The organism is Synechococcus sp. CBW1108, from assembly GCF_015840335.1.
Taxonomy (GTDB): domain Bacteria; phylum Cyanobacteriota; class Cyanobacteriia; order PCC-6307; family Cyanobiaceae; genus Cyanobium_A.
In genome coordinates this window covers 1,585,584-1,611,432 of the sequence record NZ_CP060395.1, presented here as the reverse complement: position 1 = coordinate 1,611,432, position 25,849 = coordinate 1,585,584, and the positions used below count along the sequence as shown (strand labels likewise).

Annotated in this window: 28 protein-coding genes, 1 tRNA gene and 1 other RNA gene; 18 read left to right on the top strand and 12 right to left on the bottom strand. The window is 66.1% G+C overall.

What is annotated here, in order from left to right; translation table 11 throughout:
* The first annotated feature begins 66 nt into the window (after nt 1-66).
* The gene (locus tag H8F27_RS08675) at nt 67-1,110 is read left to right on the top strand and encodes a methyltransferase domain-containing protein (RefSeq protein WP_197153247.1); all 1,044 of its coding nucleotides are present in this window, start codon (nt 67-69) and stop codon (nt 1,108-1,110) included.
* Nucleotides 1,111-1,236: 126 nt separating this feature from the next.
* On the top strand, nt 1,237-1,770 hold the full coding sequence (locus tag H8F27_RS08670) for a DUF6155 family protein (protein ID WP_231596610.1): 534 nt from the start codon (nt 1,237-1,239) through the stop codon (nt 1,768-1,770).
* Nucleotides 1,771-1,791: 21 nt separating this feature from the next.
* Here H8F27_RS08670 and H8F27_RS08665 read toward each other — a convergent pair whose 3' ends face one another.
* The 7 genes from H8F27_RS08665 to H8F27_RS08635 all read right to left on the bottom strand — a co-directional run bounded on the left by H8F27_RS08665 (nt 1,792) and on the right by H8F27_RS08635 (nt 8,841).
* The gene (locus H8F27_RS08665; RefSeq protein ID WP_197153246.1) at nt 1,792-2,325 is read right to left on the bottom strand and encodes a sigma-70 family RNA polymerase sigma factor; all 534 of its coding nucleotides are present in this window, start codon (nt 2,323-2,325) and stop codon (nt 1,792-1,794) included.
* A 22-nt stretch (nt 2,326-2,347) separates the two neighbouring features.
* Nucleotides 2,348-4,030 (bottom strand): phage terminase large subunit, encoded by a 1,683-nt coding sequence (gene terL, locus H8F27_RS08660; protein ID WP_197153245.1) that lies wholly within the window; start codon nt 4,028-4,030, stop codon nt 2,348-2,350.
* Nucleotides 4,027-4,554: a hypothetical protein gene (locus H8F27_RS08655; protein WP_197153244.1), complete on the bottom strand. Its 528-nt coding sequence runs from the start codon at nt 4,552-4,554 to the stop codon at nt 4,027-4,029. The genes terL and H8F27_RS08655 overlap by 4 nt, the downstream gene beginning before the upstream one ends.
* Before the next feature lie 4 nt (nt 4,555-4,558).
* Nucleotides 4,559-4,933, bottom strand: coding sequence for a hypothetical protein (locus H8F27_RS08650; RefSeq protein WP_197153243.1), 375 nt, complete (start codon nt 4,931-4,933; stop codon nt 4,559-4,561).
* Between the two features lie 104 nt (nt 4,934-5,037).
* Nucleotides 5,038-5,727: a hypothetical protein gene (locus tag H8F27_RS08645; protein WP_197153242.1), complete on the bottom strand. Its 690-nt coding sequence runs from the start codon at nt 5,725-5,727 to the stop codon at nt 5,038-5,040.
* 287 nt (nt 5,728-6,014) lie between these two features.
* The gene (locus H8F27_RS08640) at nt 6,015-8,627 is read right to left on the bottom strand and encodes a primase-helicase zinc-binding domain-containing protein (RefSeq protein ID WP_197153241.1); all 2,613 of its coding nucleotides are present in this window, start codon (nt 8,625-8,627) and stop codon (nt 6,015-6,017) included.
* A 10-nt stretch (nt 8,628-8,637) separates the two neighbouring features.
* Entirely contained in the window at nt 8,638-8,841 is a 204-nt protein-coding gene (locus H8F27_RS08635; protein ID WP_094591370.1) for a hypothetical protein, read from the bottom strand.
* 106 nt (nt 8,842-8,947) lie between these two features.
* On the opposite strand from H8F27_RS08635, the gene H8F27_RS08630 reads away from it, so the two are divergent.
* The 9 genes from H8F27_RS08630 (at nt 8,948) to H8F27_RS08590 (ending at nt 14,397) form a co-directional block, all read left to right on the top strand.
* The gene (locus tag H8F27_RS08630) at nt 8,948-10,366 is read left to right on the top strand and encodes a DEAD/DEAH box helicase (RefSeq protein WP_197153240.1); all 1,419 of its coding nucleotides are present in this window, start codon (nt 8,948-8,950) and stop codon (nt 10,364-10,366) included.
* Between the two features lie 21 nt (nt 10,367-10,387).
* The gene (locus H8F27_RS08625; RefSeq protein ID WP_197153239.1) at nt 10,388-10,765 is read left to right on the top strand and encodes a VRR-NUC domain-containing protein; all 378 of its coding nucleotides are present in this window, start codon (nt 10,388-10,390) and stop codon (nt 10,763-10,765) included.
* Nucleotides 10,762-10,941: a hypothetical protein gene (locus tag H8F27_RS08620; protein WP_197153238.1), complete on the top strand. Its 180-nt coding sequence runs from the start codon at nt 10,762-10,764 to the stop codon at nt 10,939-10,941. Before H8F27_RS08625 ends, H8F27_RS08620 begins: the two co-directional genes overlap by 4 nt.
* 43 nt (nt 10,942-10,984) lie before the next feature.
* The gene (locus tag H8F27_RS08615; RefSeq protein ID WP_197153237.1) at nt 10,985-11,680 is read left to right on the top strand and encodes an XRE family transcriptional regulator; all 696 of its coding nucleotides are present in this window, start codon (nt 10,985-10,987) and stop codon (nt 11,678-11,680) included.
* Nucleotides 11,681-11,807: 127 nt separating this feature from the next.
* Nucleotides 11,808-12,521 carry a hypothetical protein gene (locus H8F27_RS08610; protein WP_197153236.1) on the top strand — a complete coding sequence of 238 codons (714 nt, stop codon included), beginning with the start codon at nt 11,808-11,810 and terminating at the stop codon, nt 12,519-12,521.
* Nucleotides 12,518-12,745, top strand: coding sequence for a hypothetical protein (locus H8F27_RS08605; protein WP_197153235.1), 228 nt, complete (start codon nt 12,518-12,520; stop codon nt 12,743-12,745). The genes H8F27_RS08610 and H8F27_RS08605 overlap by 4 nt, the downstream gene beginning before the upstream one ends.
* Nucleotides 12,738-13,325 (top strand): hypothetical protein, encoded by a 588-nt coding sequence (locus H8F27_RS08600; RefSeq protein ID WP_197153234.1) that lies wholly within the window; start codon nt 12,738-12,740, stop codon nt 13,323-13,325. Before H8F27_RS08605 ends, H8F27_RS08600 begins: the two co-directional genes overlap by 8 nt.
* On the top strand, nt 13,325-13,633 hold the full coding sequence (locus tag H8F27_RS08595) for a hypothetical protein (RefSeq protein ID WP_197153233.1): 309 nt from the start codon (nt 13,325-13,327) through the stop codon (nt 13,631-13,633). Before H8F27_RS08600 ends, H8F27_RS08595 begins: the two co-directional genes overlap by 1 nt.
* Nucleotides 13,630-14,397 (top strand): Bro-N domain-containing protein, encoded by a 768-nt coding sequence (locus tag H8F27_RS08590; RefSeq protein ID WP_197153232.1) that lies wholly within the window; start codon nt 13,630-13,632, stop codon nt 14,395-14,397. The genes H8F27_RS08595 and H8F27_RS08590 overlap by 4 nt, the downstream gene beginning before the upstream one ends.
* A gap of 387 nt (nt 14,398-14,784) precedes the next feature.
* On the opposite strand, the gene H8F27_RS08585 is transcribed toward H8F27_RS08590, so the two are convergent.
* On the bottom strand, nt 14,785-15,924 hold the full coding sequence (locus tag H8F27_RS08585; RefSeq protein WP_197153231.1) for an integrase: 1,140 nt from the start codon (nt 15,922-15,924) through the stop codon (nt 14,785-14,787).
* A gap of 143 nt (nt 15,925-16,067) precedes the next feature.
* Nucleotides 16,068-16,141 (bottom strand) — tRNA-Arg (locus tag H8F27_RS08580).
* Nucleotides 16,142-16,185: 44 nt separating this feature from the next.
* Here H8F27_RS08580 and rnpB point away from each other — a divergent pair.
* Both rnpB and H8F27_RS08570 read left to right on the top strand, forming a co-directional pair.
* Nucleotides 16,186-16,594, top strand: an RNA gene (rnpB, locus tag H8F27_RS08575) — RNase P RNA component class A.
* An 18-nt stretch (nt 16,595-16,612) separates the two neighbouring features.
* Nucleotides 16,613-17,332: a ribonuclease III family protein gene (locus tag H8F27_RS08570; protein ID WP_197153230.1), complete on the top strand. Its 720-nt coding sequence runs from the start codon at nt 16,613-16,615 to the stop codon at nt 17,330-17,332.
* Here H8F27_RS08570 and H8F27_RS08565 read toward each other — a convergent pair.
* Complete coding sequence (locus H8F27_RS08565) at nt 17,310-17,489, bottom strand: NAD(P)H dehydrogenase subunit NdhS (RefSeq protein WP_197153229.1); 180 nt, start codon at nt 17,487-17,489, stop codon at nt 17,310-17,312. The genes H8F27_RS08570 and H8F27_RS08565 overlap by 23 nt on opposite strands.
* Nucleotides 17,490-17,564: 75 nt before the next feature.
* On the opposite strand from H8F27_RS08565, the gene rimM reads away from it, so the two are divergent.
* Nucleotides 17,565-18,116 carry a ribosome maturation factor RimM gene (rimM, locus tag H8F27_RS08560; RefSeq protein WP_197153454.1) on the top strand — a complete coding sequence of 184 codons (552 nt, stop codon included), beginning with the start codon at nt 17,565-17,567 and terminating at the stop codon, nt 18,114-18,116.
* Nucleotides 18,117-18,169: 53 nt separating this feature from the next.
* Nucleotides 18,170-19,639 carry a mannose-1-phosphate guanylyltransferase/mannose-6-phosphate isomerase gene (locus H8F27_RS08555; protein WP_197153221.1) on the top strand — a complete coding sequence of 490 codons (1,470 nt, stop codon included), beginning with the start codon at nt 18,170-18,172 and terminating at the stop codon, nt 19,637-19,639.
* On the opposite strand, the gene glmS is transcribed toward H8F27_RS08555, so the two are convergent.
* Together glmS and psaC are read right to left on the bottom strand one after the other, a co-directional pair.
* Nucleotides 19,626-21,545 carry a glutamine--fructose-6-phosphate transaminase (isomerizing) gene (glmS, locus tag H8F27_RS08550; protein ID WP_197153219.1) on the bottom strand — a complete coding sequence of 640 codons (1,920 nt, stop codon included), beginning with the start codon at nt 21,543-21,545 and terminating at the stop codon, nt 19,626-19,628. The genes H8F27_RS08555 and glmS overlap by 14 nt on opposite strands.
* Nucleotides 21,546-21,633: 88 nt before the next feature.
* The gene (gene psaC / locus H8F27_RS08545) at nt 21,634-21,879 is read right to left on the bottom strand and encodes a photosystem I iron-sulfur center protein PsaC (protein WP_006042515.1); all 246 of its coding nucleotides are present in this window, start codon (nt 21,877-21,879) and stop codon (nt 21,634-21,636) included.
* 145 nt (nt 21,880-22,024) lie between these two features.
* On the opposite strand from psaC, the gene acpP reads away from it, so the two are divergent.
* Genes acpP through tkt form a run of 3 tightly spaced genes read left to right on the top strand, consistent with a single transcriptional unit; the run spans nt 22,025 to nt 25,564 of the window.
* Nucleotides 22,025-22,267, top strand: coding sequence for an acyl carrier protein (acpP, locus tag H8F27_RS08540; RefSeq protein ID WP_197153217.1), 243 nt, complete (start codon nt 22,025-22,027; stop codon nt 22,265-22,267).
* Nucleotides 22,268-22,275: 8 nt separating this feature from the next.
* Nucleotides 22,276-23,523 carry a beta-ketoacyl-ACP synthase II gene (fabF, locus tag H8F27_RS08535; RefSeq protein ID WP_197153215.1) on the top strand — a complete coding sequence of 416 codons (1,248 nt, stop codon included), beginning with the start codon at nt 22,276-22,278 and terminating at the stop codon, nt 23,521-23,523.
* Nucleotides 23,524-23,557: 34 nt separating this feature from the next.
* The gene (gene tkt / locus H8F27_RS08530) at nt 23,558-25,564 is read left to right on the top strand and encodes a transketolase (RefSeq protein WP_197153207.1); all 2,007 of its coding nucleotides are present in this window, start codon (nt 23,558-23,560) and stop codon (nt 25,562-25,564) included.
* Nucleotides 25,565-25,849 lie beyond the last annotated feature (285 nt).

Here is a 25,849-nt window from a genome sequence, read left to right as displayed (position 1 = left end):
AATCAGCGGCTGCTGGCTATTGCCGGTGCTCCCCTGCGCTGTACCGCAGTCCCCGAGCTGGAAGGCATGGCGCAGCTGAGCCAAGACCTTGGTGCTGGATGGTTCTCAGACCCGCGAACCACACGTACGGTTGACGAAGGTCGACACAAAGCCACTGCTATCACAGCCCGCGATGATCCCTTGATTGTCACCCTGCGGTTGGTTATCGGACAACAATCGGCGTGCCGATGGGGTTCTCGGAACCATCGAAAATCAAGTTATGCCTCTGAACGTATTCTTCTTCTCATGGATGACACCTATTTAGCCTCCGGATTTGCCGATGTAGACGCTTCTTCGAATACTGACGCTTTTTCCGATTGTCTCGTCCTTCTTGATTCCCTGCCCTATTTTCGAGAATACAAGCAGCACACCTATGAATTACTCAACCTTTCCAATGGCACCTCCGTACTAGATGTTGGATGTGGTGTTGGCGATGATGTGGTTCGTATGGCCGAGCTCGTCTCGCCGAATGGTCGGATAGTTGGTGTCGACGCGAGCGCATCAATGATCGAACGAGCAACTGCTCGTGATGATTTACCTAGCGGCCTTTTGGAGTTTCGCCAATGTGATGCTAAAGCGCTTCCGTTTGGGGATTCAGCATTTGATCGATGCAGGATCGATCGGGTACTGCAGCATATTTCTGAACCAACGGTTTCTATATCGGAAATGGTACGTGCGTTAAAGCCCGGTGGCCTCATCGTTGCCTATGACAATGATTGGGGGACTTTTTCTATCAACTCCGGCAATGTTGAAGTTACTCGGATTGTCCAAGATCTTTGGACTAGTTCGTTCACGAGTCCCTGGATTGGACGCTATCTAAGGCCCTATTTTGTCCAAGCAGGTCTGGCTGAAGTAGTTATCTATCCCAGCAATTCGATTATTTGCGAGTTCGATATTGCTGATAAAGTATATAATCTCCGTCAGACTCTTCGGCGCGCAGTCGGCAACAATATGATTTCCGAAGAAGAAGGGGCCGCGTGGATTTCCGAGTTGGTTGAGCTTACGAAAGGCGGCGGCTTTACCTGTGCACTTACTGCGTATATAGCCGTAGGACGAAAGCCACCTGCATAGCATTGAGGCATAACAACCAGCTGCACCGGATTTTCGGCTTGAACTGCCTGTGGTATTTGATCCTCAGAATTCGCCGAAAACCGGTGAGCTAACACGTTATTCCCATCTCCTCAACTGGCATTCAGAATGCCCAAGCCAACGTGGTCAACCGTTAAATCTGCTGCTTCCGAGCTGAGCCAGAGAGAGCTGCTCAGTTTGATCGGCGAGCTTTACCGACTCTCCAAGGACAATCAAGTCTTCCTCCATGCCCGCTTCGCGGATGCAGAAGGCGCGATGGAGGAGTGCAAGGCGATCGTCACTGAATGTCTGTATCCGGATGTGCAGCGCGATCGCCCGCTGCAGGTCGCCAAGGCGAAAAAGGTCGTTGCCGATTTCTGCAAGGCGGTTGCCGATCCAGCGGCCCATGCCGAACTGATGCTGTTCTTCCTGGAGCAGGGCAATGCCTTCACCGTGGAGTACGGCGACATCGATGCAGGCTTCTACAGCGCCTTGGTGGCCATGGCCCGCCGCGCCGTCGAGGCGATCGTCAGCCTGCCCGTCGTCTTGCAGGAGCCCTTCAGGGAGCGGCTGGCCGAGGTCGTGCGCTCGTCCTCAGGAATCGGCTGGGGGTATCACGACGACCTCACGGACATCGCCGCCGCCGCGTTCCCTGAGCACTGAGGCGTGCTGTTGCAGAGCTGCTCACTCCAGCTCTGGATCCGCCTCACGCACTGCCATCGCCACCACCCGCACGCTGCAGGCCTGAACGATCTCCCGCCAGCGCTCCGGCGTGATCCCCAGCCGTTGCAGCATCAGCTCCAGCGACTGGCCCTCACGCAGCAACTTCTGCCCCCGCGCATGCAGTTCCCGCCAGCGGCCCGGCACGGTGAGCGCAAAGCCCTTATCGCGCAGGTAGTGGGTGATCTCGCCGTTCACATACGGCCGGGCGTAGGCGATGAAGTGGTTAGGGCTGCGGCCGGGGCGATGCATGTCGTAGCGGCGCGAGGCCTTGATCAGACCGATCGCCGCCAGCTGCTCAAGGTCTTCCCTGGGGTGGCCGGTGCGGCGCGCGTAGTTGGCCGCCACCTTGGCCGCAAACGGCAGGTGCTCCACCACCAGGGCATCAGCCGCGGCATGGGGTGAGCGCGGGCGCAGACCGCGAGCGCGGCAGGGCGTTGTCACCCGGGCCGTGGCTTGCCGAGGTCTGGAGCGGTGAACGGGTGGTGTGGTGCTCATCAGGTGCAGGAGTGTCGTGCGGTCAGCGGGAGAACAGCAGCGGCCGGGGCGCGGCCTTGCCCTGGCTGCGCCAGTGCTGGGTCTGCAGCCAGATCACGCCCTGGCAGAAGGCATCCACCAGGTCGTCATGGGCGCCGTTGGGGAAACCCAGCAGTTCGCTGATCAGCGCCTCGTTGCCGCTGCGGAAGGCCAGCTGGCCGGCCTCCAGCAATGGCGCCACCGCATGGGCGCGGCTCAGCTTGCTGCCCTGCGGCCGCACAGCGATCAGGCCCGGGATCTCACGCCGCAGCAGCTGACACACCGCCGGGCCATTGGCGGCGTCCTCGATCAGCACCGCACCCGGGGCGGTGCCCTGCCGCTGGAAGACGCTCAGCTGCTGGTCGAGGAACCGCACCACACCCGGTAGATCAAGGCGGTGGTGCTCGCTCCACAGCACCTCAATCCGGTGGCCGCTGTCCGCCAGCTGATCGGCGGGCAGCTGGGCTGGCCGGGAAGCCATGGGTGCGGCCGGTGGGCGTGCCCGGGCGGCACTGCGGTGCAGCTGCTCACCCCGCGCCAGCGCTTGGGCCAGGGGGTGCTGAATCGCCGGCTCCGCCAGCAGGCCCAGCAGGCAGAAGCCGCAGTAGTCATTGCCCTCCCCTCCCTTGAAGCTCAGGTCACAGCTCAGCACCACGGCGGCATAGGGCCGCTGCCCCGTTGGCATGGCCCTGCCCTGGGCAGAGGTGGTTGTGCAGGCGCGGATCCACTGCCGCCGGAACAGCAACCCCTCCGCCGGTGAGGGCCGCTGCTGATACAGCGCGTTCCACCAGTAGCTGCCGGCGCGGATGCGGATCTGCTCCAGCTCCTGCAGCGGAAATCGCTCCGGGCACAGCGCATGCCCCGGCTGCCGCCAGTCCCGCTCAAGCGTGCAGCTGGCCGGGAACACCAATTGCTGTGCGGGCGGTTCCGCTAGGGCCGGCAGGTTGAGCACGTGCCAGTGCTGGGGCGCGGCACCGCTCTCCTGCTCCAGCAGCCAGCCGATCAGATCGTCCTGATGCCAGCGGGTCAGCACCACCACCTGCGCTGCACCTGCAGGGCCCGATCGCGAGGGCCCCTCTGGGGCTGGTTCGGCCCGGGTGAGCCACACCGACTGGAACCACTCGATCAGCTTCTGCCGCTGCGCCGCCGAGTTGGCATCCTCCGGACCCTTGTACGGGTCATCGATGATTCCCAGCGCATAACCCTTACCGGTGAAGGGACCCCTCACACCGGCAGCGATGCAGCCGCCCCGCTCGGGCGTCAACCAGTTGCCCACCGCCGTGGAGTCTTTGGAGAGGGCATGGCCGCAGCTGCGGTAGTAGTGCCGCGCCTCACGGCTGTGGGCATAGGCCAGCTCAGCCGAGTAGGAGGCGATCGCGCAGAAGCGATGCGGGTAGCGGCTCACCCAGTAGGCCGGAAACAGCTTGGAGACCAGCAGCGATTTGCCCAGCCGCGGCGGGCAGCAGACGATCAGCCGGTTGAGTTCCCCATCAGCCACCCGCTGCAGCAGAGCGATCAGCCGCTCAGCCCAGGTGTGGAAGGCGTAGCCGGGATAGGCGGCCACGATGAAATCACGGAAGGCCAGATGGGCCTGGGGGCCGTGCTGCTGCCGATAGGGATCCGGCACACCCAGCAGCCCCCAGTCAGCCCAGAGGTCACTGGCGGAATCCAGCAGCAGGCCTGTCATGAGCCTCTCGCCTCCGGCGGCTTGATCGGCGCCCGCAGCAGGCCGCCGATCTCGGCGATCACCCGGAAGGCACCCACAGCAGCACTGAACTGCTCGGCATCCATCGCCCGCCGGGCGCAGTCGTTCAGCGCAAAGATCTGCTCGGCCTGGTGCCGGCGCCGGTCGGAGATCAGCTCCTCCACCATCCGCTCGCGCGCCAGGTTCAGGTATCGGTTGATCGTCTGGCTGTTGGTCACCCCCCAGCTTTCACGAGCTTTTTCGTAGATCAGAGCCAGCGGAATCCGCTGGGCGATCCACAACTGCCCCTCAGCGACGCGGCGTTCCACCTCCAGCCGCGAGGGGCGGGGCGGCGGCTGGGCCGCCTGTCCCTTGGTGCGTCGCGGAGGGTTGGCATGCCCGATCGGCCGGGCGGGATCGGTGGGTTCGTAGATCGGCTGGCCGTTGTCGTCCTCTGTGCTGGCGGCAGAGCGCAGCTCCTCCACCGGATCGGCGGCGGCCTGGTGGTGGGCGACACGTTGGGGCATCGGCTCAGAACGGCTGGTCCTGGGCCTTCGGGGGGCGGATGGTCCAGAAGGGCTTGCCGCGCTTCTCGGTGGCGCTGCCCTGCTGGATGGCACTGTCCTTGGCGGCCTTGAGCTGCTGCTCGATCTGCTGCACCGGCGCCGGGAAGTCGTACGTCAGCCGGCCGGGGCTGTGGCAGAAGGCCCAGTCGTTGTGGGAGAAGGAGGGATCCAGTTGGCCGGTGGCCATCGCCGTGTTGAGGGCCTCCAGCAGCGGCTCAAGCTGCTGCTCCAGCTCCTTCTGCTGGGCCTTGATCGCGGTGACCGCGTCCAGCAGGGCGTCGAGATCAGCCGCATCTGCGGCTTGAGCCGGCGGAGCAGGAGCAAGGAGGAGATCCGCCATCGAGGAGCACCACAAAGGCTGCCCGGATGTTTCCGAGCCTTCTCAATCTAGCGGCTATGGAATGCTGGCCAGTCTGCCAGGCCTGCTTGCGGTGATCCTGGCGTTCAGAAGGGTCGATGGGCCAGGCAGTAGCGGCTCCAGGCGGCGGCCCAGGCGCTCAGGCACTGCTCACGGCTGTAGAAGGTGCTGGTGAACGCCTCGCCGGGCTTGCTCCAGATCGTCTGGCCCAGTTCGTAGTGATTCCCCTGGGCGGCCTCCAGCACCATGTAGCCGCCCAGCTGGGAGGCGGTGGAATAGGGCCGGCCGTAGGTCGAGAGGGTCTTGAGGTCGTACAGCACCCGCACCTCCCGCCCTCGCCGCTCGCTCAGGGCTGGTGACACATATGCCCCATCGAAGGCCCCGGCGACGTTGCGGGTGAGGCAGCAGGTGAGCCGCTCGCTGGCGATCACCTCCACTTCGTCCCAGAGCGGCAGCTGCAGCAGCGGCAGGATCCAGTCACGGTACGGGTGATGGCCTGGCAGGGTCTCAACTTCCAGCAGGGAATCGCTGGCGCTCTTGCCCATCAGGAAGCGTGCCTGGCTGTAGTGCTCAAGGGCCGCGTGCACGGTGGTGCCGCGCGGCTCCCAGATCGGCCGCTTGGCCTCGATCGAGCGCTTGGCGTAGTCGCTCAGGCCATGGGCCAGCACGCCGGTGATCGACACCGGAAACAGGTGATCGCCGAGCCAGTAGCGATGGGCATCCTCATCCCGCCAGAGGCCGGGAATGGGGTCAAGCCAGGTGGTGGTGGTGAGCATGGCCGTTTCAGTTGTGACGCGGTGTGACGGTGGTCGTAACAGCCGAGATCGCCGGCCGGCAGTGGCTTCTGGGGGTGCCTGTAACGATGTAACCCTTTTTCAGATATAGAAGCATTAGCAAGCAGCAGTGCCAAACCAAGGGGGTGTGCATTCGTCTTTGAATTCATAGGGGGCTCTATGTGCTCCCCAGAGCGTTACATCGTTACGGAGGCCCAGATCGCTTGCGCGGCAGGCAATCTGGGCGTTACCTCTGTTGTTATGTCTGGCCGTTTTGTAACGGCTGCTGGTTACAGCACGCTCAGGGGAATGGCAACGGCGCGGCTGACCATGCCGGCGCCACAGAAACGCACCGGTCCAGCCCGTTGCGCACCGCTCAGGCGCAGCAGCACCACCGACCAGCTGTTCTGCCAGGCGGTATCAGCCAGGAAGTGCTCGATCGCCTTGGCGGTGTTGCTCACCAGCAGGCGGTCCTGATCCACCCGTAGGCCATGGCGGCCCAGGGTCTGGGCTGCCAGGCCAGGGCTCACGTCGATGCAACTGCTGCGTGTGGCGGCCAGCTCCACCAGTTCACCGATGGTGCGGGTGACGGGCTTGTCGTCGGTCTCCACCCGCACCTGCCGCTGCAGGATCGTCTGGATGCAGCGGGCCTCGTCGGGAACCTCGGTGCTCTGGCTGTAGCTGTCCCAGTTGTGGACCTCAATGCACTCCTCGGCCTCCTTCTGGCTGGGAACTGCATCGCTGAGCAGCGACCAGGCGCCGGCCATCAAGGTGCCGTACTGATCCCCCAGTCGCTGAGAGTCGAAGTGACGAGCGGCTGCCGCGGAGAAGACCACGACCGACTGGCGGATCACCGGGATCAGCGACACCGTCCGGGCGATCAAGCGCCGGGCCAGCTGCGGGGTGATGTAGCGCTCGAGATCCCGATCGAGGCTGTGCCAGTGGGCCTCGCGCTCCTCCTGGCCCAGCTCGGTGGGGCTGCGCAGGGTGAGCTGCGCGAAGCGGCTCTTGTCGGCGCCCTGTTTGAGGGCAGTGGCGATGGATGACATCAGGAACATCGAGCGCACCCGGTAGCGGCTCACATCGCCGCTGGGGGAACCCTTGAGCATCTCGGCGCTGCTCTCGCTGCTGGCCACCCGCGCCAGCGAGAGGATCGCCTGCATCCGCTGCTGGTCGCCCTTCTCGTTGCTCTCCGCCTCATCGAAGACCACCGGCACGGCATCGGAGCAGATGGTCTGGCGCAGGCCGGCCTCTGTCGTGGCGCCCGACACCGCCAGGCGCAGGTCGCCGAGCAGCGGCACCACAAAGCGATCGAGGATCTGACTCTTCCCGGAGCCGGCACCGGCGGTGAGCCAGAGGTGGGGCCGCCAGCGCAGGGCTCCGCAGATCGGAGCCAGCACCACCCAGCCCTGCAGCAGGGTGCCGGAGGCGGGCACCTCCCAGCGAAAGCGGTTGGCGATGCTGACGATCACCGCCGCTTCCTCCACGGTCAGGGGTTTGACGCCGCAAGGCCCCTCCTGGCGTTCGAGGCGCTGGTAGATGTGCCGCGAGCGGAATGGCTTGGTGATCGGGTGCTCCCCGTCGGGGGTGATCAGGCGATCACCGAGGTGCAGCACGGTGCGGCCCTCATCCCACCAGGCCCCGCGGCCGCGAATGCGCTCCACCGCAAAGATCCCCATCGCGGCTGAGCTTTTGTGCAGATCGCTGGCTGCAGCGGGCCAGTTCACACCGGTGCGGCTGGGGTAGAGGCTCTCCCAGTACTCCAGTGGTGCCAGCGCGACGAGGTGAGTTGCGGTGTGGCAGCCGCGGGGCAGCCGGATCACCTGACCGGTGCTGGAAGGTTGGTAGAAGTTCGCGTCGGCGTCGTAGCCCAGGCAGAGGAAGGGCGCTGCCGGCCTGGGGACTGCAGCACCCGCCGGTGGGAGAGGAGGCTCATCGCCACCCGCCTCTGGTGGGGTCCATGGCTGGGCTGCTTTCGCCAGTTGGCGTGCGGCCTGCCGGGGCGTCCAGTCGGCATCGGCCAGGTCCCAGCCCTGGGGCAGATTGGCCGGCAGGGCCACCAGTTGCAGCTGGCAATCAAGCGGGTGCAGCAAAGCGGCCAGGCTCTCCATGGCCTCCAGTCCGGCGGCATCGGCATCCGGCCAGAGCGTCACCGAACGGCCGGCCAATGGCGTCCAGTCCGCCTTGGCGATCGCCTTGGCGCCATTGACCCAGCTGAGCACCACGTGCTGCGGGAACAGGCGGGCAGCCGCATCGGCGGTGCCCTCCCCCTCCACCACCAGCACCGGGGCCTCGGGACGCTGAAGGAGATCCGGCAGTCCGTAGAGGGGCCTGGGGGTGGGCCAGTCGCAGGTGAAGGCATCGCGGCGGCTGGGACGATGCCAGTCCCCATCCAGCCAGACGCGATGCAGAAAGGCCTTGCCGCCGCTGCGCAGCCGGATCCTCTGGATCCAGAACAGCACCTCATCGGCGGCGTTGCGGTAGGACCACTGAGCGGTGGCGCCGCGGTTCAACGGTGGCGGCGGAGCCTCGGCGGGGGGCTTTGCGGGCATCCGCCAGGGCTTGCCGTTGCGGCTGGAGCCCTTGCTGGAGCTGGTGTCCGGGGTCTCAGGCACAAGGCCAAGGAAAGCCTCCACCTGCCAGGCGGCCTCCACAAAGCCCCAGCCCTGCCGTCGCATCAGCAGGTCCATGCCGGAGCCGGCGCCACCGCGTTGCTCCTTGCCGCCGCACTGGTTGCAGAACCAGGAGCCGCTGCCGTCCTTGTCGTCAAAGCGGTAGCGATCCGTGCCGCCACAAAGTGGACAGGGCTGATGGCGATCGCTCAGCTCCGCTTCGCTCAGCCCTGCCAGGGCAGCAAGGATCTCCGGCCAGCGGCCCCGGGCCGCAGCAATGGCATCGGCCATGGGATGTCGCTCACCATCCCTGGCTGGCGACCGTCTGGTTGCCCGTAGACCCGCGATCAGGTGCGGGCACCAGAGATTCACGGTGGATCACCGCGTCGAGCACCTGGCGCAGGGCGGCTGAGCGACTCAGGGAGCCATGGCGGCGCCGGGCATCCAGCCAGGCCAGCTGCTCTTGGGTGATCGAGACACTCACCGGCAGGGCGTAGTCGGACATGGGAACTCTGCTCGTAAACTACAGCCTAATACTGTGGGCCAGCTCTCGCTAGGCTGAGCCAAAGAAGGCCAGCGGCTAACTCTTGTCCTGATCGCCTGTGATCCTGATGGCCCCGATCGTCCTGCGCGACTACCAGCAGCAGCTGCTGGCCGATCTCCGCGCCGCCCTCAAGGTCCATCGCCGGGTCTGCGCCGTCATGCCCACCGGTGCGGGCAAGGGCCAGACCATCGGCGCGATCGCCCGCGGCGCAGCCGGCAAGGGCCGGCGGGTGCTGGTGCTGGCCCACCGGGCCGAGCTGATCGAGCAGCTCACCGCCACGGTGCAGGCCTGGGGCCTGGAGCCCGATGTGATCGCCCCCGGCCACCGGCTGCAGGGCCGGCAGGTCGCCGTGGGCTCCGTGCAGACCGTGGTCCGGCGGCTCGCACTGCTGCCGCCGCCGGATCTGATCATTCAGGACGAGGCCCACCACCTGGTGGCCGGCAATGTCTGGGGCCGCGTCATCAACGCCTGGCCTGAGGCCCACCTGATCGGCAAGACCGCCACCCCGGAACGCCTCGACGGCAAGGGGTTGGGCGTGGAGGCGGGTGGCTATTTCGAGGCCCTGGTGCTTGGGCCTTCAGCGGCCTGGCTTGTGGAGCAGGGCTGGCTGGCCAAGCCCCGGGTCTTCTCCTGGCCAGGCGCCCGGAACAGCAAGCTCCGCCGTCGCATGGGCGACTTCGATCTGGAGGAGGCAGCACGCGCCTTTGGCGATCGGGCCGCCATCGGCGATGCCGTTTCGCACTACCAGCGCCGGCTTCACCCGGGCACGGCCATCTGCTTTTGCTGCACGATCGAGCACGCCGAGCAGATGGCCGCGGCCTTCCGCGCTGCGGGAATTCGCGCCGCGGCGGTGAGCGGCAGCACCCCGGCGGAGGAGCGCAAGCGCCTGATCGCCGGGCTCGGCACCGGTGAGGTGGAAGTGCTCAGCAGCTGCATGATCATTTCCGAGGGCACCGACATCCCCTCCGTCGGCGGGGCGATCCTGATGCGGCCCACCGCCAGCCTGTCGCTCTATTTGCAGATGGTCGGCCGTGCCTTGCGGCCCGCACCGGGAAAGCAGGAGGCCGTGATCCTCGATCACGTCGGCAATGCCCATCGCCACGGCCTGCCCACCGATGAGCGGGAGTGGAATCTGGCTGGCCGCCGCCGGCGGGACGGCGCCTCAATTCCGATCAAGGACTGCCCGGTCTGCTTTTGCAGCTGCCCCAGTGCCGCCCAGCAATGCCCCGACTGCGGCCATCTGTTCCTGGCCGACGAGCGCGATGAGCAGCGCCGCGGGCTCCAGCAGGTTGAGGGTGAACTGGTGGAAGTCACGGGGTCAGCAGCCCGCCACCGACCCAAGCCCAGGCAGCAACAGCAACGGCCGCGGCGTACGCACCCGGCAGCGGGCTGCCGCACCTTTGAGGAGCTGCTGGAGCGGGAGCAGGAGCGGGGCTACAAGCCAGGCTGGGCCAGGCATGTCTGGGCGGCACGGCAGCAGCGATGAACCTGCCCGGCAAGAGGAGGCATGGCCTCCTCCCCGAGCGAACACGAGATCCAGCAGCGCATCCGTCTGGCCTGCGGCAGGGGGCCTGTGCGGCTCTGGCGCAACAACACCGGCGCCCTGGTCGACCAGCAGGGGCGCTTCGTGCGCTTTGGGCTGTGCAAGGGCAGCAGCGACCTGATCGGTCTGCGCTCCGTGGTGGTGACGCCCGAAATGGTGGGCCAGCGGATTGCCCAGTTCGTCGCCCTGGAAATCAAGACGGACTGCGGAACCGTCAGCCCCGAGCAGCGGGCCTTTCTGCAGCTGGTCCAGCAACTGGGCGGTTTGGGGGCGGTCTGCCGCTCCATTGCAGAGGCCCAGGCGGTCCTGGGCCTGGATGCCATGGCCGGGTCAGGCCAATGAACAGGCCCGAACTCCGCAGGCAGCTGCAGGCTCTGGCCAGTCGCTACCCCGGCGCCCATCCCTACACGCTGGCCCTCCGCTTTCAGGCCCAGACGGGCCGGGTTCTCACCGGCCAACAGGTCAAACAGCTCTTGGCCGAGCCAGGAAACCACCGAAAGCAGCCTGCCAAGCAGTAACAAGCTCTGGCTAGCAGTGCCAAGCAGCGCCTAACATTGGGCTATGGCACAAGCAAAGAAGCCCGTCAAGCGCTCCTACCAGGCCGTCCTGGACTGGCAGGACGAGTCCCGCAGGGCCTTCGGGAAGATGCTGCTCAACTGGCGGCGCCGTAACGGCTGGACCCAGTACACCGCCTGCGAATGGGGCACGGAGGCCGAGTTTGAGGTGATCTCCTACGGCAACCTCTCGGTGATCGAGCAGGGCAAGGCCGGTGAACTGCGCCAGAAGGCCTTCTTCCAGCTCGAGGAGCTCAACCGTCGCCTGGCGGAGAAGGACTGGGGACCGGTCAAGTCCCAGCGGTTGAAGGACCAGCTGAAGGACGCGGAGCCCCTGCGCGGCGATGACGACAAGCTCTGGGATGCAGTGGACTTCTGGAGCTGCTACATCGGCTATGTGCCGGTGCCCAGATCCTTTCAAGCAGCGCCCGCGCCGACCCTGACGCCGAAGCGCGCCGAGGAGATCTGTCAGAAATGGCGCCAGCACGTGCGCCGCGTGATCAAGGAAGGCGGCCTCGACGTCACCCAGGCCCTGGAGCAGCTGGTCAAGGGTGCACCGAAGGAGCACCAGAAGCGTTTCTCAGAGGTGCTGGCCATCGACGACTACAGCTCGGTTGAGCTGGCCCAGCTCTGGGTGGATGGCGAAGAGTTCCTTCCCGAGCAGTGGATCGGCGCCTGGGAGCAGAAAGCGCTGGGCACCTGATCGGACCGCTCCGGCGGACGCAGCCAGGGGGCAGCCCGGACGATTGCAAGCAAAGCATGGGGTTGCGCCTAGCGTTAGCAAGCCACTAAGCTCAGACCAGCGGGCACAAGCCCGGCTTTCAGTTGCCATGACGCAATCCCCCGCACACGCAGGCGTGTCAACCGACGCCCTCGCGTTGCTCGACGAAAAGGGCAGCGCCGAGCGCGCCCTTACGGCCGCCCTGGCCTCGTTCCAGGAACAGGTGCAGGCCGTCCCTTCCCTTGATCTGGCTGCCGTGGTCGAAGCAGCCAGGCCAGCATTTGCTTCAGGCATTGCCTTCAGCGCCCAGCTGGTCGACATCCGCGGCCGCCACAAGCTGCGGGTCACCGTGATGCATGCCGGCGGAGCTGAGGTCAGCAGCGAGGAGTGGGCCGACGAGGTCGACGACTTGCTGCGGGCCTCCGGCTGGATGCTGGCCATCCCTTTGGCCAAACAGGCTCAGCCTGTAGAGCCTGAGAAGAAAGGCACAAAGAACCTCGCAGTTATCGGGACTCCTGGTGCTCCGGCTGGGCCTGAGCCCAGCAAGGAGGGAGAGGGCGCCCCAGTGGCTGACCTCGATGTCGCCCTGGAGCCCCTGACGCCCAAGGAGATCGAGGCCACCCACCAGCGGATCCTCGCCCTCCCGCAGGCAGCTCGCCAGGAGCTGACCAAGGCGTTCCGCGAGCACTTCCAGGTGCCGCGCAATGCCCGCTCCATCGGTGATCGCATCACCCAGCACCAGCACGCCGCCTTCATCGACCACTTCCTGGAGGAGTGCGAAGGGCAAGGACCTGATGGCGCTCAAGCGCCGGCAGAGCCATGAGCAGCCGGCGCCGATACGGCGAGCAGCCCCGCTCGGTGGCCGGTCGCCATTTCATCCAGACCCAGGTGCGCACCGACGTCTACCTGCGGGTCCGGGAGGTGATGGAACGCCACAACCTCTCGGCCAGCGGAGCAGTGCATCACCTGCTGCGCGAGCGCTTCAGCCTGCCGCCCCTTCCCCCGTTCGATCAACAGCCCATTCCCACCGATTCAACCCATGGCTAAGGACATCTTTCGTACCCCTCTCGCCGAAGTGCGCTGGGCCCACCTGATCACCCCCCGTCACCAGCTCGACAAGAGCAAGCCCAAGGCCTGGACCGCCGATCTGCTGCTGCCCAACAGCGACGAGAAGGCCCAGTCCTTCTTATTGGCGATGGAGGATCAGTTCATCGCCCTGCATGGCAGCCGTAAGCGGCGCGCCGAAAAGGGCTTCCCCTGGAAGGCCGATAAGGAGAAGCCCAGCGAGCTCACCGTTGTGCGCTTCAAGGTGCCGCAATTCCAGCGGCGCGACGGCTCCCTCTCCGATGGCCCCCGAATCGTCGATTCCAGAAAGCAGCCGTGGGATGGGGCCGCCATCGGCAACGGCTCCAGGGTGATCGTTGCCTTCGACATCTATGCCTGGGACGGGGAGAACGGCTGCGGCATGACGTTCCAGCCCAGGGCTGCTCAGGTCGTGGAGTTCGTGCCCTACGAGCAGGTCGACCCCACCGATGGGTTTGAGGAGGTCGAGGGCTACACCACCACGGCCGCTGAGGCAGCCAGCGGTTGGGCGGCGGATGGCGACGACGAGGAGGCGCCCTTCTGATGACCCACCTCCACCACGTTCGCGGCGGTGCTGGTGGCGGCCGCCCCCAGGGGGGCACGTCCCAGCTGCCGGCCTTCTGCCGCACCCGCCGGCCCACCGTCACGGTCAGCGTCAGCAGCCTGCGGGGCCTGTATCGGCTGCTGCTGCTGGTCCTGGTGTTCCAGCTGAGCACCCTCCTGCTGGTGATCGCCGGGCCTGTGCCGCCGCGGCTCTCACCAGCACCAGCAATCTCTCGCACCTTGATCACCGCCGCGGCCGGCATGGCCGCCGGCGGACCCATCCCCGTCACACCTCGTCAGGTCCCATGAACAGCAACGAATCGTCCCTGGCGCCCTTCCAGTTCGAGGGCCGCCAGGTTCGGGTGATCACCGATGAGCAAGGCGAACCCTGGTTTGTGGCCGCCGATGTCTGCGCTTGCCTGGCAATCCGGAATCCAAGCGACGCGCTCAACCGGCTCGACGACGACGAGAAGGGTCTCGGTCAAGCCGAGACCCCCGGGGGCGAGCAGTCCATGAGCACCGTCAATGAGCCCGGCCTCTACAACCTGGTGCTCGGCAGCCGCAAGCCGGAGGCCAGGCGTTTCAAACGCTGGGTCACCCACGAGGTGTTGCCCGCCATCCGCCGCACCGGCCGCTACGCCATCCCCGGCGCTGTGGCCGCCCTGCCATCTGCCCAGCAGGACCGCGTCAGCGCCCTGCTGCTGATCGGTGATGCCGTAGCCCGGGTTCCCGGCGTGAAATGCGGCATCGCCATGGCCGCCACGCTCACCTGCATCCAGGAGAACACCGGCCTGGCGACCGAATCCCTGCGGCGGGCACTGCCGGCAACGGAGGAACCGATCTGCTCCCTCAATGCCACGGGGCTGGGCCAGTTGCTGGGCATGAAGGCCAAGGACACGAATCAGCACCTCGCCGCCTGCGGGCTGCAGGTCCGCAACCAGCGTGGGGAATGGGAGCTCACCGATGCCGGCCGGCCGTGGGGCGAGGCACTGCCGTATTGCCGCCAGGGGCACAGCGGCTACCAGATCCTCTGGAACCCCGCCGTTGTTGACGTGGTGCGGGAGCTGAGCTGATGGACAGCGCCGCATCATCGGGCCGCCAGCGGCTCTGGATCACCACGGCCGAAAGCTGCAGGGCGCTGGTGGCCCCCCGGTCGATGCCAAGGGGGTGAGCCATGAGGCCAGACCACAGCGATATGGAGCACGTGGTGGCTGAGCTGACGAATCAACTCACGAGACTGTCGGCACAGTTGAAGTTGCTCACGGCTCAACAGCCATCGCCGGCGCGGAAAAGCAGTCCCTGGCTCCCCTTGCGAGAGGCAGCTGAACTACTGCACTTCTCGTCGCCCCGGGCACTCAAGTACCGCATCGTGCGTGGTGGATTTCCCCCGGACTGCTACCGCCGGATGCCCTCACCCTCTGGAAAACGCCATGCCTATTTGGTGAACGTCGAGCGCTATCTCAGGACGCTGCGCTGAGCACCGCCTGGAGAGACTCCATCTCGTGGGCATCGAACCACCGCTGGTACACGCTGCTGTGCACCGCCAGGCTGTGACCCATCGACTTGGCCGCCAGTGAGGGCGAGATCTTTGGGTTGTGAATCGCCCGCACCGCCCAGGCATGGCGAAGGTCGTACGGCTGAAACTCAGCTCCTGCACGGCGGAAGGCCTGACCCATCAGGGCCCCCACATCACGGTGGCTGCGCTCGGGGTTGAAGGCCGGCAGTCGCTTGGTGTGCAAGGACCAGCGCTCGATCCACTCCGCCGGCAGGGCCAGCGACTGCCGCGCCCCGGTCTTGCCATCGGCGATACGCAGCAGCCCTGATGGCTGAACCTCGGCGAACAGCAGCGCCTCATGGGGCCGGCAGCCGTAGACAGCGGCCAGCGCCACCGGCCACTGCCACGAGGCCGAGAGCCGATCAATCAGCGCTTCGATCGCCTCATCCTTGGGCAGATCGCGGGGAGCCTGACTGCGAGCGGCGCTGTAGCCCTTGCCAAGTTCCCGCAGTTGGGACACCAGCACCTCGGGCCAGTCGAGAGCCCTGGCCACGGTGGCCGCGGCCTGAGAGGCCCGGCGCCTGGAGCGGCTGCCTGATGGCGTGGCCTCCACCAGCGCCACCAGGTGCTCGGACCGCAGGGAGCTGATCTCCAGCAGGGGCGCCAGCGGGGCGTCGTAGTCCACCTTCCAGCTGTCTTCGGCGGATGGGCCGCGGCGCCGCTGCTTGCCCCACCACTGGCGGGTAAGGCGGACCGCCTGGAGTCCGCTGACACCTTCGGGCTGTTCGTCCTGCTGAGCCTGCTTCCGCTGGCGTCCCTTGGGCAGCCAGGGCGTCCAGTTGAAGGCCTCCAGCCCGAGGCGGTGCCGCTCAAGGGCATTGCCCAGCTGCTCAGCCAGCTGCAGCGACTCGGTGGCCTGATCCGGGTAGGCGAGACCGGTGCTGATGCGGTACTGCTTCGGCTCGGCACCAAGCGGGTCTGTGGGTCGCGGCGGCATGGTCGCCCGCAGGCGCACCCGACCACCCGCCACATCGAGGGTGACCCCGTGACCTTTCAGCTTCAGAGCGGCGTTCTGGCGGCTGAGCCAGGGGTCGGAGGGAGGCACCGGATTTGCCTAACCATTTGCCTAATCGTGGTCGATCCGGGCCGATTTGCCTAGCTGCTTGCCTAACGGCAGGGGGAGAAGGAGGCCGATTTTTCGGCCCTCGCCTCCCTAAAAACCCTTGCCGCAACTGGAGTTTTGAAGAACGGGGCTGGCGGGACTCGAACCCACGACCTACGGTTTAGGAAACCGTCGCTCTATCCGGCTGAGCTACAGCCCCCGGCGGAAATCCCCAGGGGGACCCGTAGCGGCATTATGGGACGTGAAAGCAGGTGAGGTGATCGCGATCAGGGTCTAACCGCCTCTGCGGAGCGGCTCGGGCGCCTGGTTGAGGAAAGTCCGGGCTCCCCAATGGCCAGGCTTGCTGGGTAACGCCCAGTGCGGGTGACCGTGAGGACAGTGCCACAGAAACACACCGCCGATGGCAGGGGGCTCCCCCCTGCACAGGCAAGGGTGCAAAGGTGCGGTAAGAGCGCACCAGCAGCATCGAGAGGTGCTGGCTCGGTAAACCCCGGCTGGGAGCAAGGCCCAGGGACAACGGTTGGCCATGACACCCGTCCCGATTCAAGTGCGCCGCTCGAGGCCGCCGGTAACGGCGGTCCCAGACAGATGATCACCCCCCACCAGCTTGCTGATGGGAGAACAGAACCCGGCTTACGACCTGCTTTCACCCCCTTCCCCCAAGCCAGCCATGCGGCCCGAACGCCACCAGCAACTGGTTGCCTTCCTCCGGTCGTTGGGCCTGGAGTGCGGCGACCGCGACCTGACCCCGATCGAGGAAGCTCTCACCCACACCTCGGCGGGACGGGCCCACAACCACGAGCGCCTGGAGTTTCTGGGCGATGCCGTGCTGCGGCTGGCCGCAGCCGAATTTCTACAACGGCACCACCCCGGCCTGGGCGTGGGCCGCTGGTCAGCCCTGAGGGCCCAGCTCGTGAGCGACCGCTGGCTGGCTGAAATCGCCGAGCGCTGCGGCATCGCATCGGTTCTGCTGCTTGGGCCGATGGCCACTGGCGACAGCGCCGGGCGGGCCACCGTGCGAGCGGAATGTTGCGAGGCCCTGCTGGGGGGCCTCTATGAGGCCTGGGGGGGCGGCCAGGGCGGCCTAGAGCCGGTGCACTGCTGGCTCACCCCCCACTGGCAGCGCAGCGCCGCCGAATTGCTGAGCGATCCCGATCGCCATAACTGGAAATCGGCACTGCAGGAATGGAGTCAGGGCCAGGGCCTGGGGCTGCCCCAGTACAGCTGTACCGAACGCAGCCAGGTGCACGGCGATCCCCATCGCTTTGGCTGCACGGTGCAGATCCTTGGTCAATCCAGCCATACGGGCCTGGGGCCCTCGCGACGCAGCGCCGAACAGGCGGCAGCCCGGGCTGCCCTGGCGACCATCAAGCCTGCTCGAGGGTCTTGATCGGCATGGTCACCAACTTGTCCCAGTTGCCGCCCTCGAACAGCACGGCGGCCCGCTGACCGCTGATCCGCTGCACAAAGCCCCGGTAGCCGTTGTAGATGGAGCGGCCATCACGCACCACCACGGTGGAGCCAGGCAGGATCGGCAGGTCGGCCATGGTTGGGGCGAGGCGTGGGACGAGGCGTCCAGCCATTATCGATGGCAAGGCACTCTGACGGTTATGCAAGCAGTTATCGAACCAGCTAAGGAACCAGCTACGGACCTGATGGTGGTGGGCAAGCTGGTGGCCGCCCAGGGCTTGAAGGGGGAACTGCGCGTCCTGCCCCTGAGCGATTTCCCGGAGCGCTTCACCCAGGCCGGTCGCCGCTGGCTACAACTCAAGGGGCAAACCCCGCAGGAGGTGGCACTGCTCGGCGGCCGCCAGCTGCCGGGCAGGGAGCTGTTTGTGGTGAGCTTGGCCGCCGTTGACAGCCGCGTCGCAGCCGAGGCCCTGGTGGGGGCCGAACTGCTCGTGCGCTCCGATGACCGGCCCAAGCTGGCCCAGGGCGAATTTCACCTGCTCGATCTGGTGGGAACCGAGGTGCGCCTGCTGGAGGGACAGCGGCCGATCGGCCGGGTGTGCAACCTGATCCATGCCGGCAACGACCTGCTGGAGGTGGAGCAGGAAACCCCGACCGGTTCCCGCCGCCTACTGATCCCCTTCGTAACCGCGATCGTGCCAGAGGTGCACCTGGCCAAGGGCTGGATCGGCATCACCCCACCGCCAGGGCTACTGGACCTTTGAGCTGGCCCGAAGTGGCTGGATGGCCTTGAATGGGGCCCACCTCAGGCGCTCCCATGCCAGTCAGCACCCTGGTTCCAGTGATCCTTTGCGGCGGCACGGGCACCAGGCTGTGGCCCCTCTCGCGCGCCAGCTATCCGAAGCAATACTGGCCCCTGGCCGGCGGCGGCGAGGAAACCCTGCTGCAGCAGACCCAGCAGCGACTGGATGGCCTGGAGGGGCTGGCAGCGCCATTGCTGATCTGCAATGAAGATCACCGCTTCATCGTGGCCGAGCAGATGCGCCAGATCGGCGTTGAACCGGCGGGGATCCTGCTAGAGCCGGTAGGCCGCAACACGGCCCCGGCGGTGGCGGTGGCGGCATTGCAGGCCACGGCCCAAGGCGATGACCCCCTGCTGCTGGTCCTGGCGGCGGACCACGCCATTCGCAACTCCGCGGCCTTCCGCGACACGATCACGGCCGGCGCGGCGGCAGCGGAGGCGGGCCAGCTGGTGACCTTCGGGATCGTGCCCACCACAGCTGAAACTGGCTACGGTTACATCGAGGCAGCCGAGCCCCTCGGGGGGGTCAACAGGCCAGTGCCGATCGCCCGGTTTGTGGAGAAGCCCAATCAGGCCACCGCCGAGCAGTTCCTGGCCACCGGCCGCTTCACCTGGAACAGCGGCATGTTCCTGTTCAAGGCCAGCGCCATCCTGGCGGAGCTCGAACGGCTGGTGCCGGAGGTGGTCAGTGCCTGCAGGCTGGCCCTGGAGCAGGACAGTGCCGACCTCAACTTCCTGCGGCTGGAGCGGGAAGCCTTTGCCGCCTGCCCCAATGTGGCCCTCGACGTGGCCGTCATGGAACGCACCGACCGGGGCGCCGTGCTGCCCCTGGAGGCGGGCTGGAGTGATGTGGGCAGCTGGAGCGCCCTCTGGGAAACCGCCGACCAGGACGACCAGGGCAACGTGCTGCGGGGCCGGGTGATCCACGAAGACTCCCGCAACTGCTACCTGCGCAGCGAGCACCGCCTGGTGGTGGGGCTTGGCGTCGAAGACCTGGTGGTGGTGGAAACCGACGATGTGGTGCTGGTGGCCCACCGCAACCGGGCCCAGGACATCAAGGGGATCGTGGGCCTGCTGGAGCGCCAGGGGGCCCCGGAGAGCAAGGCCCACCGCAAGATCTATCGCCCCTGGGGCTCCTATGACGGCGTCACCGAGGGCTCCCGCTGGCAGGTGAAGCGGATCGTGGTCAACCCCGGCGCCAGCCTTTCGCTGCAGATGCACCACCACCGGGCCGAACACTGGGTCGTGGTGCAGGGCTCGGCGCTGGTGGAAAAGGATGGTCAACAGGAGCTGGTCAGCGAAAACCAAAGCACCTACATCCCCCTGGGCTGCCGGCACCGGCTCACCAACCCGGGCAAGATCCCGGTCGAGATGATTGAGGTGCAGAGCGGCCCCTACCTGGGCGAAGACGACATCGTGCGCTTTGACGATCGCTACGGTCGCACCGACGTCGCCGCAGCCGGGGGGCCAGCTACTCCACGGTGACGCTCTTGGCCAGGTTGCGCGGCTGATCCACATCCAGGCCCCGGTGGGCCGCGATGTGATAACTCAACAGCTGCATGGGAATCACCGTGAGCAGAGGGCTCAGCAGTTCATCCACCACCGGCACCGGCAACAGCAGATCAAATAACTCTGCATCAGGGCAGTTGGGGGCGACCCCGATCAGCTGGGCGTCCCGGGCCTTGGCCTCCTGGGCATTGCTGAGCACCTTGTCAAACACCTTGCCCGGCATGGCGATCGACACCACCGGCACCTTGGCATCGAGCAGGGCAATGGGGCCGTGCTTCATCTCGCCAGCTGGGTAGCCCTCGGCATGGATATAGCTGATCTCCTTGAGCTTGAGGGCACCCTCCAGGGCAATTGGATAGTTGATGCCCCTGCCGAGGAAGATCACATCCTGGGTGCCCTCAAAGCGGTGGGCCAGGCCAGCGCAGCGCTGGTCGTGGTCGGCCACCAGGGCCTCGAGCTGCTGGGGCAATTGCCGCAACTGGGCCACCAGGGCTTCCAGACCGGCGCGGCTGCAGCCCGAACTGGCGCCATGCTGCTCTTTGCCCAGCCGGCGCTCGGCAAAGGCCAGGGCCAGGCCATAGAAAGCCAGCAACTGGGCCAGGAAGGTTTTGGTGGCTGCCACCCCCACCTCAATGCCTGCTCCGATATCGAGGATGTGATCCACCATCCGGGCCAGGGAGCTCTCCGCCCGGTTGGTGATCCCCAGCAGCCTGGGGGCAAAGGCTGGATCAGGGATCAACTGGCGCCGCTCCTGCTCCATGGCCAGGGCCGCCAGGGTGTCTGCTGTTTCCCCTGACTGGGTCACGCCGATCGTGAGGGTGTGGGCGGAGAGCGGCGGCGGCGAGTAGCGGAATTCACTGGCATAGAAAACGCTGGTTGGAATTCCTGCCAGTTGTTCCAGCAGGTAGGCCCCCACCTGGGCCGCATGGCGACTGGTGCCGCAGGCCAGGATCTGGATCCGCTCCACCCCCTCAAACACCTCCGCAGGCAGTGGCAGGGCTACCAGGGGGCCGGCCTCGCCGGGCAGCGTCTGCGGCAGGTGCCGGGCCACCCAGAGCGCCGCCGTTTCCGGCTGCTCGTGGATCTCCTTGAGCATGAAGTGGCGAAAGCTGCGCTTATCGGCCACGTGCTCGGTGCCGCTCAGCAGGCTGGGGCTGCGCTCTACCCGCCCCCCGGCCTGGTCGTATAGCTCTATACCCAGCGGAGTGAGCAGGGCCACCTCGCCGTCCTCCATGGGCAGGATCGTGCGGGTGAAGCCAGCCAGGGCTGGGGTGTCGCTGGCGCAGAGGAATTCCCCCTCCCCCAGGCCAATCAACAGCGGTGCCGCCCGGCGCGCCACCAGCAGGGCCCCGGGGGCCTCGGCCCACACCACCGCCAGGGCATAGGCCCCCTGCAGCAGGGGCAACACCTGCTGCACCGCATCCAGCAGCAGGGCCCCGCTGGGCTTGCGACCCGCCGCCGTGAACCTTGCCAGCTGCCGCGCCAGCAGATGGGGGATCACCTCGGTGTCCGTCTCGGAGCGGAACAGCACCCCTTCGGCCTGCAACTCCTCCCGCAGGCTGCGGTAGTTCTCGATGATGCCGTTCTGCACCACCGCCAGCTGGCCGCTGCCATCGAGGTGGGGGTGGGCGTTGCGCTCTTCAGGCTTGCCGTGGGTGGCCCAGCGGGTATGGCCGATGCCGCAGTGGCCCGGGGCGCCCTCGGCCTCAAAGCGGGCCATGAGATTGACCAGCTTGCCCTCGGCCTTGAGGCAGTGGAGCCCCGCCCCATCCACGCTGGCGATTCCAGCTGAGTCGTAGCCGCGGTATTCCAGCTGGCGCAGACCTTCCAGCAGCTGGGGAGCCGCCTCCCGGGATCCAATCAGGGCAACGATGCCGCACATAGGGCTGGGCCAGCGAAGAGCGCAACAAAAAAGCCCGGCAAAGGGCCGGGCTTGAGCCTATGGGCCCTGGAACCAGGGAAAAGCCGGCTCAGTAGGAAAGGCCCATCGAGCGACTGGTTTCATCGCCGAGATAGACGCGGATGCTGAGGAAGTCGGTAGGGCAGGCGGTTTCGCAGCGCTTGCAACCCACGCAGTCTTCGGTGCGGGGCGAGGAGGCGATCTGACCGGCCTTGCAGCCATCCCAGGGCACCATCTCGAGCACATCGAGAGGGCAGGCACGCACACACTGGGTGCAGCCGATGCAGGTGTCGTAGATCTTGACGGCGTGGGACATGGCCCGGTGAAGGACGGCTTGACGCCCAACGTACCCACAGTCCCAGGCAAGCCAGCGGCGGCCCCCCGACCCCGTCACCCTTGTTCATACGGCGGCGGATGCCCTGCAGAGCGACCCGTAGAGTGCGTCGACTCTCAAAGCAGCCATGTCCCAGGAAGCGATCTTCGAGAAAGTGCGCTCGATCGTTGCGGAGCAGCTCAGCGTTGATTCCGGGGACGTCAAGCCCGAATCCAACTTTCAGAACGATCTCGGTGCTGACTCCCTCGACACCGTCGAACTGGTGATGGCCCTGGAAGAAGCCTTCGACATCGAGATTCCCGACGAAGCTGCCGAAGGCATCACCACCGTGGGTGATGCCGTCAAGTTCATCCAGGACAAGCAGGCCTGAGCCATTCCATGGTGCAGGGACTCCAGCGCGTCGTCGTCACCGGTCTGGGCGCAGTGACACCGCTTGGCAACGATGTCAAAACCTATTGGGAAGGTCTGTGTTCCGCCCGCAATGGCGTGGCACCGATCACCCTGTTTGATGCCAGCCGCCATGCCTGCCGCTTTGCAGCGGAGGTCAAAAATTTTGATCCTTCCGGCTGGCTGGAGCCGAAGGAGTCCAAGCGCTGGGATCGCTTCTGCCAGTTTGCCGTGGTGGCCGCCAAGCAGGCCGTGGGCCATGCCGGGCTGACCATCGACGCCAGCAACCAGAATCGGGTCGGCACCGCCATCGGCTCCGGCGTGGGTGGCCTGCTGATGATGGAAACCCAGGCCCATGTGCTGGCAGACCGGGGGCCCGATCGGGTCAGCCCCTTCTGCGTGCCGATGATGATCCCCAATATGGCCACTGGCTTGACGGCGATCGCCTTGGCGGCGAGGGGACCCAGCAGTGCGGTGTCGACAGCCTGCGCGGCGGGCTCAAACGCCATCGGCGACGCCTACCGCCTGATCCAGCTGGGCCTGGCTGACGCCATGGTTTGCGGCGGGGCGGAATCGGCGATCACCCCGCTTGGCGTGGCGGGTTTTGCCAGCGCCAAGGCACTTTCATTCCGCAACGACGATCCGGCCACCGCCAGCCGTCCCTTCGACGCCAAGCGCAATGGCTTTGTGATCGGCGAAGGGGCAGGCATTCTGGTGCTGGAAAGCCTGGACCATGCCCGTTTACGCGGTGCCCAGATCCTGGCCGAGGTGGTGGGCTACGGCATGACCTGTGATGCCCATCACATCACCTCGCCCACCCCCGGTGGCATCGGCGGGGCCGAAGCAATGCGGCTTGCCCTCAAAGATGCCCAACTCGAGCCCGAGGCCGTCGACTACGTCAACGCCCACGGCACCAGCACCCAGGCCAACGACAGCAACGAAACCGCTGCCATCAAAAGCGCCCTCGGCGACTGGGCCTACCGGATTCCGGTTAGCTCCACCAAGTCGATGACAGGCCACCTGCTCGGCGGCAGTGGCGGCATCGAAGCCGTCGCGGCCGTGCTGGCCATAGAAAACAACCTGGTGCCGCCTACGATCAATTACCAAAATCCAGATCCGGCTTGTGATCTGGATGTGGTTCCCAACCAGGCCAGGGAACACACCCTCAACGTGGTGCTCTCCAATTCCTTCGGATTTGGCGGTCACAACGTCTGCCTGGCCTTCCGCCGCATGGCGTGAGCACCCTCCCCTCCCCTCCACACCAGTCCTAGCCATGGTCGCCGCCCCCCCTACCTCCCTCGAGTCGCTCTGCGTCAACAGCATCCGCTTTCTGGCAATCGACGCGGTAAACAAATCGAATTCCGGTCACCCGGGGCTGCCCATGGGCTGTGCACCGATGGCGTTCGCCCTGTGGGACAAGGTGCTCAAGCACAACCCCAGGAACCCCAAGTGGTTCAACCGCGACCGCTTCGTGCTCTCGGCCGGTCACGGCTGCATGCTGCTCTACGCCCTGCTGCACCTCACCGGCTACGACTCGGTGACCATCGAGGACATCAAGCAATTCCGCCAATGGGAGTCCCGGACCCCCGGCCACCCGGAAACGTTTGAGACCCCCGGGGTAGAGGTCACCACCGGACCCCTGGGCCAGGGAATCTCCAACGCCGTCGGCCTGGCAATCGCCGAAGCCCACCTGGCAGCAAAGTTCAACAAGCCCGGTTGCGAGCTGGTGGACCACTACACCTACGTGATCATGGGTGATGGCTGCAACCAGGAGGGTGTGAGCAGCGAGGCCGCTTCCCTGGCCGGCCACCTGGGCCTGGGCAAGCTGATTGCCCTCTACGACGACAACCACATCACGATCGACGGCAACACCGCCGTGTCCTTCACCGAGGACGTGCTGAAGCGCTATGAGGCCTACGGCTGGCATGTGCAGCATGTGGCCGATGGCAACACCGATGTGGCCGGCATCGCCCGGGCGATTGAGGCCGCCAAGGCCGTCAGCGACAAGCCCAGCCTGATCAAGGTGACCACCACGATCGGCTACGGCTCGCCCAACAAGGCCAACACCGCCGGCATCCACGGCGCGGCCATCGGAGCCGATGAGGCCGAGCTCACCCGCAAGGCCCTCGACTGGAATTACGGGCTCTTCGAAGTACCCCAGGACGCTTACGACCACTGGCGCCAGGCGATCAGCCGCGGTGAAGCCCTCGAAGCCACCTGGAACGCCAGCCTGGCTACCTACCGCAGCCAGTTCCCCACTGAAGCGGCCGAATTCGAGCGCCAGCTCCGCGGCGAACTGCCCCAGGGGTGGGATTCGACCCTGCAGAGCTTCAGCCCCGCGGACAAGGGCCTGGCCACCCGAATGCACTCCTACAACGCCCTCAATGCGTTCGGCCCCAACCTGCCCGAGCTAATCGGCGGCTCCGCCGACCTGACCCACTCCAACCTCACCGATATCAAGGGCGAGGCCAGCTTCCAGAAAGGCGGGGAGGCCAACCGCTACCTGCACTTCGGCGTGCGCGAACACGCCATGGCGGCGATCATGAATGGCATCGCCTACCACGGCAGTGGCCTGATCCCCTACGGCGGCACCTTCCTGGTGTTTGCCGGCTACATGATCGGTGCCATGCGCCTCTCGGCCCTGAGCGAGCTGGGCTGCATCTACGTGCTCACCCACGACTCAATCGGCCTGGGCGAAGACGGCCCCACCCACCAGCCGGTGGAAACCCTCGCCAACCTGCGCGCCATCCCCAACCTGCTGGTGATCCGGCCCGGCGACGGCAACGAAACCATGGGCGCCTACCAGGTGGCCGTCACCAACCGCAAGCGCCCCACGGTGCTGGCCCTCAGCCGCCAGGCCATGGCCAACCAGGCCGGTTCGGCTGCAGCCCATGTGGCCAAAGGTGGCTACATCCTCGAAGACAGCAACGGCAACCCCGAGCTGATCCTGATCGGCACCGGTACTGAACTGGAGCTCTGCACCAAGGCAGCAGCCCAGCTGCGGGCCGAAGGCAAGAACGTGCGCGTGGTTTCGATGCCCTGCATCGAGCTGTTCGAAGAGCAGGGCGCGGCCTACCGCGAAAGCGTGCTGCCCGCCGCCTGCCGCAAACGCATCGTGGTGGAAGCCTCCAGCAGCTTCGGCTGGCACAAGTACAGCGGCTTCGACGGTGACACCGTGTCGATCGACCGCTTCGGCGCCTCAGCCCCGGGGCCGGTTTGCATGGAGAAGTTCGGCTTCACCGTGGCCAATGTGGTAGCCAAGGCCAAAGCCCTGGGCTGATTTTCTTGCCAGGCCAACGCACCCAGCATTCAAGCCCCACCGCAAGGTGGGGTTTTTGTTTGGCCTCTATCGGGAGAGGCCAGTCCCATCGGGAATGGACCTAAAGCTGATCCCACGGGACTGATCCGCGGCACCGTTTCCATCAGCAACCCCACCAGGCCAGAGCTCGCGGCCCTGGAAGTTTCAGCGCAGGCGGACAGTGGTGCGGTGCATCGATGCATCCCCGAACATCTGGCGCTCTAGCTGAGCCTGGGCAAACTTGAGCGCCGCAAGGTGGTGTTGGCT

Bases quoted from the DNA above. Each gene is read 5' to 3' on its own strand.
- H8F27_RS08570 (WP_197153230.1), top strand. From the start codon at position 16,613: ATGCGGCCCGAACGCCACCAGCAACTGGTTGCCTTCCTCCGGTCGTTG.
- H8F27_RS08620 (WP_197153238.1), top strand. From the start codon at position 10,762: ATGAACAGGCCCGAACTCCGCAGGCAGCTGCAGGCTCTGGCCAGTCGC.
- H8F27_RS08650 (WP_197153243.1), bottom strand. From the start codon at position 4,933: ATGGCGGATCTCCTCCTTGCTCCTGCTCCGCCGGCTCAAGCCGCAGAT.
- H8F27_RS08635 (WP_094591370.1), bottom strand. From the start codon at position 8,841: ATGTCCGACTACGCCCTGCCGGTGAGTGTCTCGATCACCCAAGAGCAG.
- H8F27_RS08600 (WP_197153234.1), top strand. From the start codon at position 12,738: ATGGCTAAGGACATCTTTCGTACCCCTCTCGCCGAAGTGCGCTGGGCC.
- H8F27_RS08610 (WP_197153236.1), top strand. From the start codon at position 11,808: ATGACGCAATCCCCCGCACACGCAGGCGTGTCAACCGACGCCCTCGCG.
- H8F27_RS08625 (WP_197153239.1), top strand. From the start codon at position 10,388: ATGGCCTCCTCCCCGAGCGAACACGAGATCCAGCAGCGCATCCGTCTG.
- acpP (WP_197153217.1), top strand. From the start codon at position 22,025: ATGTCCCAGGAAGCGATCTTCGAGAAAGTGCGCTCGATCGTTGCGGAG.
- H8F27_RS08675 (WP_197153247.1), top strand. From the start codon at position 67: ATGGCGCAGCTGAGCCAAGACCTTGGTGCTGGATGGTTCTCAGACCCG.
- fabF (WP_197153215.1), top strand. From the start codon at position 22,276: ATGGTGCAGGGACTCCAGCGCGTCGTCGTCACCGGTCTGGGCGCAGTG.
- terL (WP_197153245.1), bottom strand. From the start codon at position 4,030: ATGACAGGCCTGCTGCTGGATTCCGCCAGTGACCTCTGGGCTGACTGG.
- H8F27_RS08605 (WP_197153235.1), top strand. From the start codon at position 12,518: ATGAGCAGCCGGCGCCGATACGGCGAGCAGCCCCGCTCGGTGGCCGGT.
- H8F27_RS08665 (WP_197153246.1), bottom strand. From the start codon at position 2,325: ATGAGCACCACACCACCCGTTCACCGCTCCAGACCTCGGCAAGCCACG.
- H8F27_RS08595 (WP_197153233.1), top strand. From the start codon at position 13,325: ATGACCCACCTCCACCACGTTCGCGGCGGTGCTGGTGGCGGCCGCCCC.
- H8F27_RS08630 (WP_197153240.1), top strand. From the start codon at position 8,948: ATGGCCCCGATCGTCCTGCGCGACTACCAGCAGCAGCTGCTGGCCGAT.
- H8F27_RS08615 (WP_197153237.1), top strand. From the start codon at position 10,985: ATGGCACAAGCAAAGAAGCCCGTCAAGCGCTCCTACCAGGCCGTCCTG.
- tkt (WP_197153207.1), top strand. From the start codon at position 23,558: ATGGTCGCCGCCCCCCCTACCTCCCTCGAGTCGCTCTGCGTCAACAGC.
- H8F27_RS08555 (WP_197153221.1), top strand. From the start codon at position 18,170: ATGCCAGTCAGCACCCTGGTTCCAGTGATCCTTTGCGGCGGCACGGGC.
- glmS (WP_197153219.1), bottom strand. From the start codon at position 21,545: ATGTGCGGCATCGTTGCCCTGATTGGATCCCGGGAGGCGGCTCCCCAG.
- H8F27_RS08645 (WP_197153242.1), bottom strand. From the start codon at position 5,727: ATGCTCACCACCACCACCTGGCTTGACCCCATTCCCGGCCTCTGGCGG.
- H8F27_RS08590 (WP_197153232.1), top strand. From the start codon at position 13,630: ATGAACAGCAACGAATCGTCCCTGGCGCCCTTCCAGTTCGAGGGCCGC.
- H8F27_RS08655 (WP_197153244.1), bottom strand. From the start codon at position 4,554: ATGCCCCAACGTGTCGCCCACCACCAGGCCGCCGCCGATCCGGTGGAG.
- psaC (WP_006042515.1), bottom strand. From the start codon at position 21,879: ATGTCCCACGCCGTCAAGATCTACGACACCTGCATCGGCTGCACCCAG.
- H8F27_RS08640 (WP_197153241.1), bottom strand. From the start codon at position 8,627: ATGGCCGATGCCATTGCTGCGGCCCGGGGCCGCTGGCCGGAGATCCTT.
- H8F27_RS08565 (WP_197153229.1), bottom strand. From the start codon at position 17,489: ATGGCCGACCTGCCGATCCTGCCTGGCTCCACCGTGGTGGTGCGTGAT.
- H8F27_RS08670 (WP_231596610.1), top strand. From the start codon at position 1,237: ATGCCCAAGCCAACGTGGTCAACCGTTAAATCTGCTGCTTCCGAGCTG.